This is a genomic window from Paenibacillus sp. JJ1683, from assembly GCF_053006485.1.
On record NZ_CM129820.1, the window covers coordinates 1,356,861 to 1,374,275 of the forward strand.

A 17,415-nucleotide genomic window follows, 5' to 3' on the forward strand; every position below is an offset into this window, starting at 1 on the left:
CAAATGGAATTGAGATCATCTATTGAATTTTATGACAATCGGTTTTTAATGTTCGTTCTGGATCAAATGGCTTATGAATTTGAGAAAAACGGCTCCAAGGAAGTCATTCGAATGACCTTGGGAAAATCCGAGCTACCTTTGCACGAGGATATTATTCAGTCGATGAAGGATGCATTAGATACCTTTGAAAAAAGCTCGCTTGTATTCCCACCGGGCTTGCCGGAATTAAAGGAAGCTTTGGCGGAGGAATACAAGAAAACCTACGATCTGGACATTAACCCTAACAATATCTTAATTAATGTGGGCACCAGTGCCTTATTCCGGAATTTGTTTTATTTATTAGCAAAAGAGGGGGATGAGGTACTGCTGCCGCGTCCGTATTATTCCCTGTATCATTTCTGCGCTCAATTGGTGGGGGCGAACGTTCGCTACTATGATATTAATCTGGATACGCTGGCACTCGATCTGGATTCCTTCAGGGAAAATTTCACGGATAAAACCAAAATTGTGGTAATTAATTCGCCCGGCAATCCGTTAGGCAATATTTTAACGAAAGAAGAACTGTACGCCATTGATGAAATCATCGACGGACAGGCTGTAGTCATTAATGATGAGATTTATGCCAATGTTTGCTTTGATGAACGAAGCACCTCGGTACTGGAGCTGACGGATACCAAATCAGCTTTTATTACGACGAATGCTTTCTCCAAAGGATACCGGATGTACAGTCGGCGCGTTGGCTACTGTATCGTTCCTGACGAGCTGGTCACACCGCTTACGGTCATACAGCATCATACCTTGTTGACAGCCGACCCTGTCGTGCAGTTTGGCGCGCTGGAAGCATTGGCGCATCCCGAAGAGATTGAGCAACTGGTCAGCCTGTACAAAGCAAGACGGGATTATACGGTAGAGCGGTTCAATGAGGTTCCACTCGTACGTGCCATTCCTGCTCAAGGCAGCTTTTACTTCACACTCGATTGTGAAAAGTACATGGACGAGCATGGTATTGAGACAAGTTTGGAGCTGGCGGAACAAATAATGAGAGCCAAACAAGTGGCGACAGTGCCGGGTTCTGATTTTGGATTACCGAAAATGCTGCGCCTGTCCTACTCTACAACGCGATACAACGAAGGCATAGACCGATTAGTGGACTTTTTCACAAATAGCTTGGTAGGTCAATCGGCTGGATCTGCTGCAATTCCGGTTCAGGAGTAGCTCCTATGGATCTAGATTTTGATGCATTTGAAATTCTATCGGCAGATGAGGAACGCGTCATTGCGGAGATGAATCAGACCAGCAAGGCTTATGAGGAACAGCTGACGATTCCTGATTTGTTTGTCCGTCAGGTCGCGAAAACCCCTCAGCATACTGCTATCGAAGAATATGGTTCTTCCATCACATATGCCGAACTGGAGGAACAAGCGAACCGAATGGCCCGCCTACTGTACGCAGTAGGTGTGCGGCCTAACCAGCGGGTAGCGGTGGTAGCGGAACGGGGAATTGAGCTTTTGGTGGCTGTTTTCAGTGTATTAAAAGCAGGGGCGGCCTATGTACCTATTGATCCGGATTATCCGAAAAAACGGATTCAATATATGCTGAGCGACAGTGCCTGCAGTGTGCTGATCACCGAGTCTGCCAAGCTGCAGACGATGCTGGAAGATTTGCCGGAGAGTATGACGACCGCTGTCTGCCTCGACGAAACAAAGGTGCAAACAGATAAGCTGACTGTGTATCAACGATCGGATTGGGAGCACCAGGGAAAGGCTTCATGGCACTGTCCTGCCTGTGAAAATGATCTGGCATATCTGATTTACACCTCAGGCTCCACGGGAGATCCCAAAGGAGTCATGATGACGCATAAGGCTGTGCTGAACACGCTTTTTTGGTTGCAGGATACTTTCTGTCTGGCCGCAGCAGATGTGATTGCGCAGAAGACTTCCGCCAGCTTCACCGACTCGGTATGGGAGTTCTTCTGGCCCTTGATTTATGGAGCCAAGCTGTCCATTTTCAGTTCGGATACGGTCAAAGATCCACAAAGGCTGTATGAACAGCTGCGAGATGACAAGGTTACTATTACCCAGTTTGTTCCAGCTCAGATGAGTCTCTTTTTGGATGCGATTCCGACCGATGAGACAGACCATCCGCTGCCGGAACTAAAGTGGGTATTCAATGGAGGCGAAGCCTTGCTCGTCAATGGGGTGCGAGACTGGTACAGCACGTTCCAGGAAGCCAAGATTGCCAACATTTACGGCATGACCGAGTCAGCTATTTATGCAACCTGTTACCTGATTGACGCATCTCCGGCTGAAGGTGAGTTGAGTATTCCATTGGGCAGGCCGCTTGCGAACACGCATGTCTATATTTTGGATAAGGAGGGGCAGTTGTGCCCCTTTGAGGTCAAAGGCGAAATTTGTATCGGCGGAATTGGTCTGACGGCGGGGTACTGGAATAAGCCGGAAGCCACTGACAAGGCTTTTACCCAGCATCCCAAAACCGGTGAAAGATTATATCGTACGGGAGATCTGGGCTTGTTACGACCAGATGGCATCCTGGAGTACAGCGGACGTAAGGATGATCAGGTTCAGGTGCGAGGATATCGCGTAGAGCTGAAAGAAGTGGAACGGGCTGTATCTGTCTTTCCAGGGATTAAGGAAACGGCTGTAGTTGCCCAAACTGATGAGTTTGGTGTAACCAATCTTTTATGTTATTTTACATCGCTGGAAAAAGGGCTTGAAGTGGATGATCTGACAACTCACCTGCGTGAATTATTGCCTGAGTATATGATTCCAGGATTTTTTATGGAACTGCTGGAGATGCCGCTTACTCCTAACGGAAAGATTGATCGCAAAAATCTGCCACAGCCGGAGCGGCGAGTTCATCGTTCAACCGCATATGTGGCGCCCCGTAACGAGAGAGAACATATGCTGGCCAAAATCTGGGCCGGAATTTTAAATATAAGTCCGGAGGACGTCGGCATTCATGACAGTTTTTTTGAAATCGGCGGCAACTCCATCTCGATTGTTCGACTGCATCGTAAGATGCAACACGCGCTGGACAGCAAGGCGACGGTCGCTGAGCTGTTCTCCTATCCTACGATTGCAGCGTATATGAATCATTTTGAAAATCAATCCAAGGATGACGAACAGCTGGATCAGGATCTCATGAGCCTGCTGGATCAAATTGAAGATGGCTCACTGGATGTAAGCCAGTCTATACGGGCGCTGGACCATCTGAAGGAGGGATAACATATGAAACGGGTTCAGAATTACTTGCTAGCTCAGGTGGCTGCAAAACATCTCTCCAAAACAGAAGCTCTGCCGATGCTAAAAGAGCTATTCGAAAATGAGGCCAAAACAGTAAAAGTCGATGATATTGCTGTTGTGGGGATGGCTTGCCGTTTTCCGGGGGCGAATGGAACGGATGAATTTTGGGATAATCTCGTAAACGGCATGGATGCCGTAAGAGAATTTCCGGAAAGTCGCAAGTCGGATGTAGATCGGCCTATTCGAGATTATTTTAAAGGCAAACGATATGCGCCTGAGATTAAGTATCGCAGAGGAGCGTATTTGGACCATATTGACCGTTTTGATGCAGAATATTTTAATATCACGCCAGCGGAAGCCCGTTGTATGGACCCTTTGCAGCGCATTTTCCTCGAAGTTACCTGGGAAGCACTGGAGGATGCTGGATACGCCGAAAAGGAATTGTATGGCTCACGTACCGGAGTGTACGTAGGGGATACGGATGCCGACTACTTGCAGCTGATTCAGAACATGGAGCCTTATGCTTTGCCCGGCAATACCATTTCAGTCGTAGCCAGTCGGGTGGCCTACCTGCTGAATCTCGCCAGCGGCAGTCATCTGATTGATACTGCTTGCTCGGCATCTTTGGCCGCTGTACATCATGCGGTTAAAGGGCTGATTACAGGAGACTGCGACATGGCTGTAGCTGGAGGACTAAACCTAACCCTGTTTCCTGTAGACGAGGGGCTGGTGGATATCGGCATTGCTTCTCCTGATTCTGTCGCTCGTACCTTCGATGCTGCAGCGAATGGAACTGTCTGGGGCGAGGGATTTGGAGTCATTGTACTGAAGACGCTGGAAAAGGCCAAGAAGGATCGGGATCATATCTACGCCGTTATTAAAGGGAGTTCCATGAATTCAGATGGAAAGTCCAACGGTATTACCGCCCCAAGTGCCTTGGCTCAGACGGAGCTGATGAAGGAAGCTTGGCGCAATGCGGGCATACCCCCTGAAACAGTAACCTACATCGAGGCTCACGGTACAGGAACTCGTCTAGGTGATCCGATTGAGATCGAAGGCATTACCAATGCCTTCCGTAGCTACACGGACAAGCGGCATTTTTGTGCTCTGGGTGCGGTAAAAACAAACATCGGTCATTTGGACACCGCAGCTGGTATTGCGGGTCTGATCAAAACGGTGCTGTTGTTGCAAAAGAAGGAGATTCCGGCAACCCTACATTTTAACGAGCCGAATCCGCACATTAATTTCATCGAATCGCCTGTATATGTGAATACAGAGCTGGTTCCATGGGAGACGGAGGCAGGAGTACCACGGCGGGCGGGGGTCAGTGCTTTTGGTCTGGCAGGGACCAACTGCCATGTCATATTAGAAGAATATGAGCAGGATGAGTGGAGCCGGTCCGCCAGTGTAGAAGACGTGCCGTACGTATTTACGTTGTCTGCCAAGAGCAAAGCTTCCTTCAATGCTTTGGTAGACCGTTACCGTACATTTTTGGACCGTACAACTCATACACTGCCAGATATTTGTTTCACAAGCAATCAGGGACGCGGGCACTATGCTTATCGGCTTGCAATTGTAGCTACAAGCCTTGATGAGCTTAGAGAAGGGATAGAGCGTTTTGCAAACGCAGATGAAGCTGTGCGTCCAGCTTTGGCGGGAGAGAGGATTTATTATACCCGTCTGACAACCCGTGAAGAGAAAAGCTTTAAGGTGCAGCCCGACACCAGTCTGGAGCAGGTTGTAGATGAATATATGCAAGGTAGCGAGATCAATTGGGCTGCCCTGCATGATTTGGAGCAAAGGCGCCGTGTTCCTTTGCCTGTCTATCCATTTTCAGGCAAGCGGCATTGGGTGGAGTATATTCCCGAGCATGCGCTAGAGCACGAAGCGACTTCTCCAGCCATGAAATCTGAACCGGAGAAACAGGTGGATCATTGGTTTTATGAACTGAATTGGATAGCCAGTCCTCTCACGGATTCTACCCTCCCAGAGCGGCCTTCTGCCGGGAAATCTTGGCTTATTCTGGCGGATGAAGAAGGGGTCGCTGATTCACTTGGTGAGTTGATGAAGGCCCAAGGAGAAACGCCGATCATTGTAGAGGCTGCATCTGCTTTTTCGGCCGTAGATCCGGGACATTATCGGATTCGTCCCGGCTTTGCGGAGGATTATGCCAAACTGCTTGCAGCCGTGGCAGAGACCGAAACGCAAGGAGGAGCAGAGCTTACCGGAATCGTGCATCTGTGGACATGTACCGAAATTCGCAGTCGCATGCGACAACTCGATGACTTGAATGAAAGTCAGGAGCAAGGAGCTTTAAGTCTTTTTTATTTAATGAAGGCAGTGCAAGCAAGTTCGATTCATCGCTCGTTAGAAATCAAAGTCGTCTCGAACTACGCACAGCTGGTCGTAGCGGAGGATACATATGTGTTCCCGGAAAAAGCGCCTCTGTGGGGATTGATGAAGGTCGTTTCACAGGAATATAGCCAGCACCGTTGTAGCTGTATGGATGTAGAAACGATCGGACGGGAGAATTCCGACATCGCTCGGGAAATCATGTTGGAATTGAATCGGGATGAAGCAGATCAAGGTTCAGCATGGCGTGGCGGTCAGCGGTATACACAACAGCTGGAACGGATGCGGCTTGCAGCCCTTCCACGCCGCAAAATTACGCTACGCGAGGGCGGTGTCTATTTGATAGCCGGGGGAGCCGGTTCGGTAGGACTGGAGACTTGCCGCTATTTTGCCCGCCAGGCCAATGTAAAGCTAGTGCTGGTCAATCGGACAGAGCTTCCAGACCGGGGAACTTGGCAGGAACGAGCTGTGGGACCGGACACTTCTGCGATTGCGAAGAAAATCCGCCGACTGTTGGAGATTGAAAGCCTTGGCTCCGAAGTTAGCTACTACGCAGCAGATATCACGAACCTGGCTTCCATGAAGAAGGTCGTTGAGGATATACATGCACGTTACGGTCCAATTCAGGGGGTTATTAATGCCGCGATGCATTTGGAGGAGGTTCGTCTGGAACAGATGGATACCGCCGCATTTCAGCGAACCATGGAAGCCAAGGTGACCGGAACATGGGTGTTAAACGAGGTGACCAAGGAGCAGACGCTGGACTTTTACATTCTGTTCTCGTCAGTGGCTTCGCAACTGGGAGGCGTAGGTTTGGGCAGCTATGCTGCTGCGAATGCATTTCTGGATCAGTATGCCCACTATCAGAGCCGTCGCGGCATGGAAGTGATGGCGATCAACTGGTCGGATCTGGAGATGGGGGATACACCGAACGAGCTGATGGATCAACGGATGTTATCTCAGCCGATTTCGTCCGAGGACTATGGAAAGCTGCTTGATCGGCTTTTGCAATATAAGCTGACCCAAGCGTTCATCGCCAACATTCGCAGCCAGAAGCTGGCTCAAGTGCTGACGCTGCTCAAGGTTCACTTTTCCCCAGACTTAACAAAGGAAATTACAGAGCAAGCACAGGGACATAACGAGCAAGAGTCAGAAGCCTACAGCCATCTGCTGGAGTCCTATCAGGAGCTGAAGCGGTTCATTACTTCTAATGAAGCTCTGAACGATATGATTCAGCGAAATGTGAAGCTGGGTGCTAAATTTGTTTCTTTTGAGGAAGAGCTATTTCATACGCTACAGCCCAAGTCACAGCTTGCGAACACTGGAGTGTACATGCAGTCTCACATCCAAGTGACCTTGATCGGCCGTGACGGAGAGGTCTATTCGGAAACAGAACGGAAGCTAGGTCAGATTTGGGGCGAGGTGCTAGGACATGAGGAAATTAGCATACACCAGGACTTTTTTGAAAATGGAGATTCACTGATGCTGATGAGTGTCATTGCTAAAATCAAAGACCAGCTGGCCATAGATGTGCCGATTCAGGTCTTTTTTCAGGAGCCGACGGTGGCCGGGCTGGGAAGTTGGATCGATGAATCCAATCGCAGCAGTTCTGAAGAGGAAGATATCATTCCGGTATTACCACGTCATTTTGCTGAGGCTGAACAATAAAACGGGTTTGTGTTGGGCTAACAGGTGAGGAGTGAAAGGAACATGTTATTCTGCGGACTGAAATTAACGCATGATGGTAGTGTAGCCTTGATTGAGGATAACAAGCTTATTTTCAGCTATGAAGTTGAAAAATTCAATAACAACAAACGCTACAGCGAAATTCCTGATTTAGATTTTGTTGAAGAAGCACTTAACCTGCATGGCTATACCTCGGCAGATGTGGATCGGTTTGTTATTGACGGCTGGGCCGGATTGAAGGAAAGCAGGGTGGATACGCGTTCTCATGGGCAGGAGTTGTCCCTTTCGGTTGCGCCTTACCGCGAAGTATCGCTTTCAGCGGACGCACTCCAAGCCTATTCGGGCAGTGGACTTGTTATTGGAGAGAAATCCTTCAATTATACCAGCTATATGCATGCAACCACACATATCGCCAGCACCTATTGTGCGAGCCCTTATGCGGTGAACAAGGAGCCGTCTTACGCGCTTGTATACGATGGAGGTATGTACCCGCGTTTTTATTACTTTGATCCAGCGAACGAAAGATTAGAAAACCTGGGCCCTCTCTTCATGTACATCGGCAACATTTATTCACTGTTTTCGCTGCACTTTGAGCCTTTCCTTCGCGGAGGACAAGGACCACGTGTGGATGATCTTTCGGTAGCGGGCAAGGTTATGGCCTATATAGCCAAGGGGCGGGTACGTTCAGAGCTGCTCGAACAGTTTGAGTTGACGTATGCGCGGCATTTTTCACCCTCCATGGAGTTTAACTGGACCTTTTCCCAGGAAATCAAGCGATATGTAGATGAGCATCATATTCCGCATGCAGACGCTTTGGCGTCTTTCCATCAGTATTTGGAGCAGCTTCTTGTAACCTCGCTGGAGGCGAGTGTGACCAAGCATGGGCGCAAAACAAAGAACTTTTGCTTTATAGGAGGCTGTTCTCTGAATATTAAATGGAACAGTGCGATTCGAGAAAGCGGGTTATTTGATGATGTGTTTGTTTCTCCATTTACGAATGACACAGGCTCGGCCATTGGTGCTGCTTGTTGTGAGATGATTCATCAGACAGGTCATCCCCATTTGAATTGGTCTGTATACAGCGGGCCGATGGTCATCCAAAATGATCCAGCGGAAGGCTGGGAATCACGTGCTTGTACGGTGTCACAGCTCGCAGAGCTGCTGCATACGACAGATGAGCCGGTTGTCGTGCTGAATGATCGGGCGGAACTGGGACCACGTGCGCTGGGGAATCGCAGTATACTGGCAGCTGCCGTTCGACCGGATATGAAAGACCGCCTGAATGCCATTAAGCAACGGGAGGACTATCGTCCGGTCTCACCAATCTGTATAGAGGAGCATGCGCCTGCTATTTTTTCGCCAGGAACCCGCGATCCGTATATGCTGTTTGACCATATGCTGCGTGACGAATGGGTGGAACGCATTCCGGCAATCCGTCATCTGGATGGCACAGCACGCTTGCAAACAGTAAGTCGGGAGGACAATCCGCTAATTTATGATTTGCTGCATGCGTACGAGAAATTAAGCGGCATTCCAGTCCTGTGCAATACCAGTGCCAATCTGCTTGGCAGCGGCTTTTTCCCGGATGTGCGTTCTGCAACCGAGTGGAACGGAACCCGATATGTCTGGTGCAATGAAACGTTATACGAAAAGCAGTAGCCTATCCTCGAATAATGTACAAGATGGAGGTTTAGACATGGGAGAGAAGCAGACCTATGATCTGTCTCATGGGCAGAAACGGTTCTGGGTTCAGTCCCAGCTGGACGCTCAGAGCAGCGCCTTTAACCAATCGGTAGCCGTTCGGATCAGACAAGCTGTGAATACCGCGTATTTACAGCAGGCCCTCCATATCATCGTTGAAAGGCATTTTATCCTTCGTACAGTGATTACAGTGGTCGAGGGTGTGCCGAAGCAAGTGGTGCTGGAGCAAATGACCTTAAACGTGCCTGTCTCGGATGTGTCGGACATAGGGGAAGAAACAGCGTGGGCAGAGGTGCAAAAAGAAATACAGACCATGATGAATCAGCCTTTTGATCTGGAGCAAAGCCCGTTATGGCGGGCACAGATCTATAAGCTGGCGGAAGATGACTATATTTTTCATATTTGTATGCATCACATAATTGAAGACGGTTGGTCTATGGATCTGTTTTTCCAGGAATTATTCCATATTTATCAGGCGTTGGAGCAAGAAACAAGCCTCCGTTTGCCAGATTTGCCAATTCAGTATATTGATTATGCACACTGGCAAAATCAGCAGGTGCTTACCGGAAAATTAAACTCACAGGAGCAATACTGGAAATCCCGATTGGATGGCGAATTACCAAGCCTTCAATTACCACTGGATTTCCCGCGTCCAACCGTCCGGAATGCTCCGGCAGCAGTAGAAAAGGTCACTCTGGATACGGATTTATGCACGGGCTTGGAGCAGTTGAACCGCAGGTACGGAACCACCATGTTTATGTCGATCGTGGCCAGTCTGAATGTGTTATTGGCTCGTCTAACTCAGCAGGAGGACATTATTATCGGTACTCCTGTGGCGGGGCGGAATCAAAAGCAGGTGCGCAATCTGATCGGTTTTTTTGTAAACACGCTTGTGCTTCGGAATCGACTTTCACGTGACATTTCTTTTTCCCAATTGTTACAGCAAGTCAAAGATGAATGCGCAGGAGCATATGCCCATCAGGACTATCCTTTTGATCAGCTATTGCAGGTATTGAACCGTCCGCGTCGCTTGAATCGTGCTCCGCTGTTTGATGTTCTGATTAATTTTGCAGCTGGGTCTAAAAGTGAAGAGAACTTCGGGGGATTCCCGATGGAGCGAATCAAGCTAGGGAATGGTGCGGAAGCGAATGAATTTGACTGGACTGTGATTGTGGAGTCGGTGAACGACGAAATGGTCATCTCACTCAGCTATGGAACGGATCTATTTACACCTTCAACGATGCGCAGGATTGGAGCATACTTCCGTAATATTATTGCAGGTGCCATTCAGGAGCCGGAGCAGCCCGTTTGGAAAATGGACTATATCGGGGTAGAGGAACGGACCGAAATGAACCGCATTAATGATACGCAGAAGACATATCCGGCTGGAGTCACGATTACATCCTGCATCCAGGAGCAGGCTGCCCGCACCCCTTATGCAGTTAGTGTCGTGGACGGTAGCAAAGCGGTGACCTATGAGGAAGTGAATCTTCGTTCCAACCAATTGGGCCAATTGTTTAGCCGTTATGGAGTTCGTCCCAACTCGCTGGTTGCCGTTATGGGAGATCGGGATGTTCCATTGCTCACCGTTATTTTGGGGATTATGAAGGCAGGCGGGGCCTATGTCCCAATTGATCCCGATTATCCGCAATCACGAATAGAGTATATGCTCAACGACAGCTCGTGCCGCGTGCTTGTTACGGATACACGCTATTTCGGGCGGATGTTAAACCATTTGCCTGCCAGCATTGAAACCGTCATTTGTCTGGATGAAACGGTATGGGGAGAATCGGAGTGGATCGTTAGGCTGCGTGAGGTGCGAGGACATGAAGCTTCATTTATTCCTGTTAAGGTGCAAGACATCCCCGTTCATGATCTAGGTTTGGAAAACATTCCAGGCGAGGATGATCTCGCTTATATCATGTACACATCCGGCTCGACGGGACAGCCCAAAGGGGTGATGATGACCCATAAGGCTGTGCTGAATACATTATTTTGGCTGCAGGATACCTTTGCTCTGGGGGCAGAAGATGTCATCGCACAGAAGACGTCTACCAGTTTCACAGACTCGGTGTGGGAATGGTTCTGGCCGCTGATGGTGGGAGCCAAATTAACCATTGTACCCACCGATATCGTCAAGGACCCTGCACAGCTATATCCATTTATGAAGCGGGAAAAGGTAACAGTCACTCAATTTGTTCCCGCGCTTATGAGTGTTTTCTTAAGTGCTGTCCGCAGTGCGGGAGAAGCTCATCCATTGCCCAATTTAAAGTGGATTTTTAACGGGGGCGAAGCGCTTCCGGTGAACGTCGTGCAGGAATGGTATTCCCTTTTTTGCACAGCTAAAATCGCCAATCTGTACGGCATGACGGAATCGGCTATCTATGCGACCCAGCATATCATTCAGCGCAAGCCAGATGAAGGTACATTACGTATTCCGCTGGGATTCCCGATTACGAATACTCGTGTGTATGTGCTGGATCAGGACGGACAGCTTGCTGGGTACCATGTTCAGGGCGAGATTTGTATCGGCGGGACAGGACTCGCGAGCGGATATTGGGGCAAGCCGGATTTGACAGCCAGGGCTTTCACTACGCATCCGTTGACTGGAGAACGGCTCTATCGGACAGGAGACTTGGGCTGTCAGACGCCGGACGGACAATTCCAGTATTTTGGGCGTAAGGACGACCAGGTTCAGGTACGTGGATTTCGCGTCGAAATGAAAGAGGTTGAGCAGGCGCTGGTCAGTCTTCCATGTATTCGTGAGGCAGCAGTGATTGCGCATATTGAGGAAACCGGAACCGGATTGATTGGATACTACACATTGCAGTCGTCCGAAATAACGGCAGAAGAGGTGCGCGAATATCTAAAGGAACGGCTTCCAGACTATATGGTTCCCGGTTTGTTGGTCCCGCTCGAAGCTATGCCTTTGACCCCTCACGGTAAAATCGACCGTAAGCATATGCCGGAGCCTGAGGGAAGAAGTCTCGCTGGAACAGAATATGTACCCCCAAGAGACGATATGGAGCAAGAATTGTCCGCCATTTGGGGAGAAATTTTGGACATAGCGCAAGTGGGTGTGCAGGACCCCTTTTTTGCATTGGGTGGACATTCGCTCAAGATGGCAAAAATGATTTACCGGATTCAGGAGCGCTTGCAAGTGAATGTGACGTTCAAAGAACTTTTTGACCATCAAACGATTCGTGAACTGGCAGATTTACTTCGTCAGAAGACTTCTGTTCATGCAGCTTCTATCGAACCGTTGCCTGAGCAGGAATATTACCCCGTTTCTGCCGCTCAAAGACGATTATATGTACTGCATCAGCTGGAAGGAGAAAGCTTGAGTAATCACGTGTTCACTGGCTGGCAATTGGAGGGTGTGATCCAACGAGAGCAGCTTGAGCGTATTTTTCATACATTATTACTCCGCCATGAGGTGTTTCGGACGGGGTTTACCTTGCTGGAGGGTGAGGTAGTACAACGGATTCACACAGACGTGGCTTGGAAAATGGAATATACCGAAGGATCGGCGGCTGATATGCCGCGAATTCAGCAATCGTTTTTGCGTCCGTTTGATTTGCAACAGCCCCCGCTTTTACGAGTAATGCTCGTTCGACTAGCGGAGCAGAGCCACGTGCTGCTGGATGTACATCATATTATTTTTGATGGTATATCTGCGACAGTGCTTATTGATGAGTTCATCTCCCTAATGGAAGGAAGCCATCTGGAGGTACCGCGCATTCAGTATAAAGATTTTACTGCATGGCAGCATACACAGCTCAGCGGGGAACATCTGAAAGAACAGGAAGCATACTGGGTGGGATTGTTCGATGAGCAGCACACTGGACAGGAAGTCCCGCTTCTGAATCTGCCAGGAGATTATCCAAGACCAAAACAGCGGAGCTTTGCTGGAGGCTCGTTAGAATTTAGCCTTCCTTCAGCAAGTGCAACAAGCTTGCGAGAGCTGGCCATGGAGAGTGGCGCCACGTTATTTATGGTTTTGCTTGCAGCATACAATGTATTTTTGTCCCGCTACAGTGGACAGAAGGACATCGTGGTGGGTACGCCAGTAGCCGGGAGATCACATGTTCAGCTGGAACGGATGCTCGGTATGTTTGTGAATACACTTGCGTTACGAAATGCTCCCGTACAGGAGAAGACCTTCCGGCAGTTTTTGAACGAGGTTAAAGACAATGCATTGAATGCGTTTGAACATCAGGACTATCCCTTTGATATGCTTGTCAATCGCTTGCATCTTCAGCGGGATTTAAGCAGAAATCCGCTGTTTGACACCATGTTTCGGCTGCAAAACTTTATGGATGTCAGCAGGGAGATACCAGGGCTACAAGTAAAGCCTTATCCGCTGGAAAGCTCTTTTGCTTCATTTGATTTGATGCTGACCGTCGTGGAGCCAATCGCCCAGAATGAAGGCAATGATGGACAGGCTGGTCTACATTGTACCTTTGAATACAGCTCGGAACTGTTCAGCGAGCAGACTGTTCGCCAGATGGCGCAGCATTTCATTGAATTGGCGGCTCAACTGGCTTCACAGCCAGACCGTCCTCTATATGCTGCCAGCCTGCTGACTTCTGCGGAGCAATCGCATATTCTTGTCGCTCGCAATGCGACTGAGTTTGCGCTTCCGGCTGACAAGCTGATGCATCATCTGTTTGAAGAGCAGGCTGCACGGATACCGGATGCCATAGCGGTAGAATGTGGGGACCGCCGTATAACCTATGGTGAGCTCGATATGCTGTCCAATCAGATGGCGAGAACCTTGCGTAGCAAAGGAGCGGGCGTGAATACGGTGGTTGCCTTGCTGCTAGAACGATCAGTAGATTTGCTGATAGGGATGCTCGGGATCTTAAAGGCAGGAGCTGCCTATTTGCCGATCGACCCCGATTATCCTGCGGCCCGCATTGCCTACATGCTGGAAGAGAGCGGAGCGAAATGGCTTATAAGTCGGGACACGTTACTGAAAGGACTTGATTTTAGAGGCGAAGTCATTTCATTGAATGATGAGAATATATATCGACAGGATGGAAAAAGGCTGGAGATTACACAACCGGGACCCAATGACTTGGCGTATATGATTTTCACCTCAGGCTCGACTGGAAACCCGAAAGGCGTGATGATCCGTCAGGAAGCTATCGTTAACTTGATCTATGGGATTACCGAGCGTATTCCGTTTGCTGAAGGACAGACCTTCTTTTCGGTAACGACAGCCGCGTTTGATATTTTTGTATTGGAAACGTTGCTGCCTTTGGCGAAGGGGCTACGGGTGGTGTTATCTACGGGAGAAGAGCAGGCTAATGCTGAACTGCTCCTGGAAGCTATTCGCCGAACAGGCCCGCATTTGCTGCAAATGACACCTTCGCGGCTCCAGCTTTTGCTTATGCACCCGGCAGCCCAAGAGGGTCTGCACACATTGCAGATCATGATGGTGGGAGGCGAGGCTTTACCACAGTCGCTGCTACGTCAGGCACAGGATATGACGACTGCACGCATATTTAACATGTACGGCCCAACTGAAACTACAGTCTGGTCAACTGTGCAGGAGCTTACCCAGCAGGAGCGAGTGACCGTGGGTACGCCGATAACGAACACACAAGTATATATCCTGGATGGTCAGCTTCAGCCTGTACCTGATCTTGTAGCGGGTGATCTCTGGATTGGAGGCAAAGGGCTGTCAGCCGGTTATGACAAGCGTCCTGAACTGACAGCGGAGAAGTTCAAAGCTAATCCGTTCCGATTCGGTGAGCGAATGTTTAAGACTGGAGATCTGGCGCGATGGCTGCATCACGGCGAGCTTGAAGTATTGGGCCGGATGGATGATCAGGTCAAAGTCCGCGGCTACCGGGTAGAGCTAGGGGAAATTGAACAAGCGCTGCTGGCTCATCCCAGCGTTCGGGAAGCTGCAGTCATTCAGGACAAATCGGATGAACAGGGGAGCAGCCCTCTTTGTGCCTATTGGATAGGCGAACAGACTTTATCGGTGAGTGAGCTGCGTAATCATTTGCTTGCCCGACTGCCGGAATATATGATTCCGTCGCATTTTATTATGTTGTCGGAGATGCCTTTAACGCCGAATGGAAAAATAAACCGTCGAATGCTGCCTAAGCCGGATCATAACCGCCCTCTTCTCGAAGTGGAATATGCGTCACCTGCTACAGAGGTGGAATTGCAGGTCAGCCGGATTTGGGAAGAAGTATTGCACAGAAGCGAACTTGGCATCCACGATAATTTCTTTGAGCTGGGGGGCAATTCGGTTTTGCTCATTCAAATGAATGTTCGTCTCCAGCAAATCTATCCAGGGAAAATCAATGTGGCGGACTGCTTCGCCTATCCGACGATTGCGAGACTTTCCGATTTTCTGGAACAACAGCAAAAAGAACAAGTATGGACAGATGCAGAACAAGAACGCTATGAGCGTCAGGAGCGCTACTGGCGTCGTTATTTGGTCGAACCGTTACCTTCTATTCCGTGGAATGAAGCGATGCGAGCAGCTGGAGGGGCAGATGGTCAGGCTACGTTCACTTTTACCTTACCTACTGACCTGCTGACCGTGTTGCAGAAAGCCGTTTGGAGTCAGGATTTTGCCCTATCAGACTTGCTACTGGCTGTTTATACGTATGTATTGTCACAAATGACAGGTCAGCCTGAGCTTATAGTGCTTATCGGGGAAGGACACCTATATCCCAATAAACCATCAATGCAACGTGAACCTTCTGTTTATCCGGCTGTACAGCATACCGGGGAGAGCTTGTATCCACTGCGTGTACGATTGATGGAAAATGATGATTTTAGCGTCCTGTGCAAAGAGGTTGCGAGTCATCGCCAAAAAGCGAAAGAGACAGATCTTTACCCAATCCCCGTCATGTTGCCGAATGGGGGAGGAAACGCCGATCCATCTGCTTTTCACACTTGTGTGTTTTTGAATCACACGCCATCGGGACATGAAGTGACCCGACAATTGGACTGGGTGATTTATATGGATGTGCGTGCAGAGCAGGTACGGTTCCTGTGCGAATATCAAGCTGGAAAACTAAACAAGACTTGGGCAGAACAATTGATGAAAGCCTATGTCCACGTCCTGCACAAGATTGCTGACCTACTATAAGGAGGATGGAACGATGAAAAAATTAGGTTTTTTATTCCCGGGACAAGGCTCCCAATATGTAGGCATGGGTCAAAGCTTATACGATGAATATTCAGTAGCGAGAGAGACCTTTGAAGAGGCCGAAGATGCATTAGGCTTTGATCTGAAGTCCCTATGTTTCACAGGTTCCATGGATGAGTTGACTCAGACCGCTAATGCGCAGCCCGCCATTTTGACTGTGAGCATTGCTGCTTATCGTGTACTGATGCAGGAATTGAAGCTTGCGCCATCCCTGGTAGCGGGTCACAGTCTGGGAGAATTTTCGGCATTGGTCAGTACAGGGGCGCTTGCTTTTTCGGATGCGGTGAAAATAGTACGTCAGCGAGGTATTCTGATGCAGGAAGCCGTCGCTCCCGGCGCAGGAGCGATGCTGGCGGTAGTCGGGAGTCATGAGCGTGAGGTGGAGGAGGTGTGCCAGCAAGCCTCTTCAGGTGGTGTGTCGGTCGGCATTGCAAATTATAATTCCTCCGAGCAGCTTGTAATTTCAGGCCATACTCCCGCGCTGGAAAAGGCCGAAGAGGAATTAAACCGTAGAGGAATCAAAACGGTTCGTCTTAAGGTGGGCTTTCCGTTCCATACGAATTTAATGCGGAGCGCTGCGGGCAAGTTTCGGGATGAGCTGGAGAGATATGATTATGGCCGTTTTCAATGGCCTGTTCTCTCTAATGTTACAGCGACACCCTATACGGATCGTCGTTATATCATATCTAACCTAACGTCGCAGATGGCCCAGCCTGTGCAATGGTATAAAAGCGTTCAATACATGTTGAATCAGGGCGTGAATCATTTTATAGAAATCGGTCCCAAAACTGTGCTGAGAAATTTAATGACAGGTATCACTTCCACAGCTCAATCCTTTGCCTTTGAGCATCCCTCCGGTCTGGAATTACTACGGAATGCTGATATGGAGTGCAAGCCGGATGGGTTGGGGCTGGTGACCTCCTGCATCGCGATTGCTGTTTCAACCCAAAATCGGAACTGGAACAATGATGAATATGAGCAGGGTGTAGTTGTTCCATATAAAGAATTGCAAAACATGCGCGAACAATTGATCGCGACCGGGACCGAGCCGACGATTGAACAAATGCAGCAAGCTCTGGACAAGCTAAAGTCCATTTTTGAAACTAAATTAACGCCTGCGGAACAACGGGCTGAGCGGTTTGAGCAAATTTTCAGCAATACGCATACACGCGAATTATTTCCCGCGTTTCAGGTCAGCTAATTGCAGCGAACATGAGGAACGGAAGGGGGTAC

General features: G+C 49.1%; 6 protein-coding genes. All 6 read left to right on the forward strand.

All coding sequences use genetic code 11. The annotated features are described in order from the left end of the window. The first annotated feature begins 3 nt into the window (after window positions 1-3). Genes ACUC6J_RS05805 through fabD form a run of 6 tightly spaced genes read left to right on the forward strand, consistent with a single transcriptional unit; the run spans window position 4 to window position 17,383 of the window. On the forward strand, window positions 4-1,215 hold the full coding sequence (locus ACUC6J_RS05805; protein ID WP_019686386.1) for a pyridoxal phosphate-dependent aminotransferase: 1,212 nt from the start codon (window positions 4-6) through the stop codon (window positions 1,213-1,215). Between the two features lie 5 nt (window positions 1,216-1,220). Next, window positions 1,221-3,245, forward strand: a complete 2,025-nt coding sequence (locus ACUC6J_RS05810; RefSeq protein WP_447249908.1) for a non-ribosomal peptide synthetase — start codon at window positions 1,221-1,223, stop codon at window positions 3,243-3,245. A gap of 3 nt (window positions 3,246-3,248) precedes the next feature. Then, window positions 3,249-7,283: a type I polyketide synthase gene (locus ACUC6J_RS05815; RefSeq protein ID WP_447249909.1), complete on the forward strand. Its 4,035-nt coding sequence runs from the start codon at window positions 3,249-3,251 to the stop codon at window positions 7,281-7,283. Window positions 7,284-7,325: 42 nt separating this feature from the next. Further along, on the forward strand, window positions 7,326-8,960 hold the full coding sequence (locus ACUC6J_RS05820; protein WP_447249910.1) for a carbamoyltransferase N-terminal domain-containing protein: 1,635 nt from the start codon (window positions 7,326-7,328) through the stop codon (window positions 8,958-8,960). Between the two features lie 37 nt (window positions 8,961-8,997). Next, window positions 8,998-16,122, forward strand: a complete 7,125-nt coding sequence (locus ACUC6J_RS05825; RefSeq protein ID WP_447249911.1) for an amino acid adenylation domain-containing protein — start codon at window positions 8,998-9,000, stop codon at window positions 16,120-16,122. 13 nt (window positions 16,123-16,135) lie between these two features. Continuing rightward, a complete protein-coding gene (fabD, locus tag ACUC6J_RS05830; protein WP_123796869.1) occupies window positions 16,136-17,383 on the forward strand; it encodes an ACP S-malonyltransferase in 1,248 nt (415 codons plus the stop codon). Window positions 17,384-17,415: the final 32 nt, after the last annotated feature.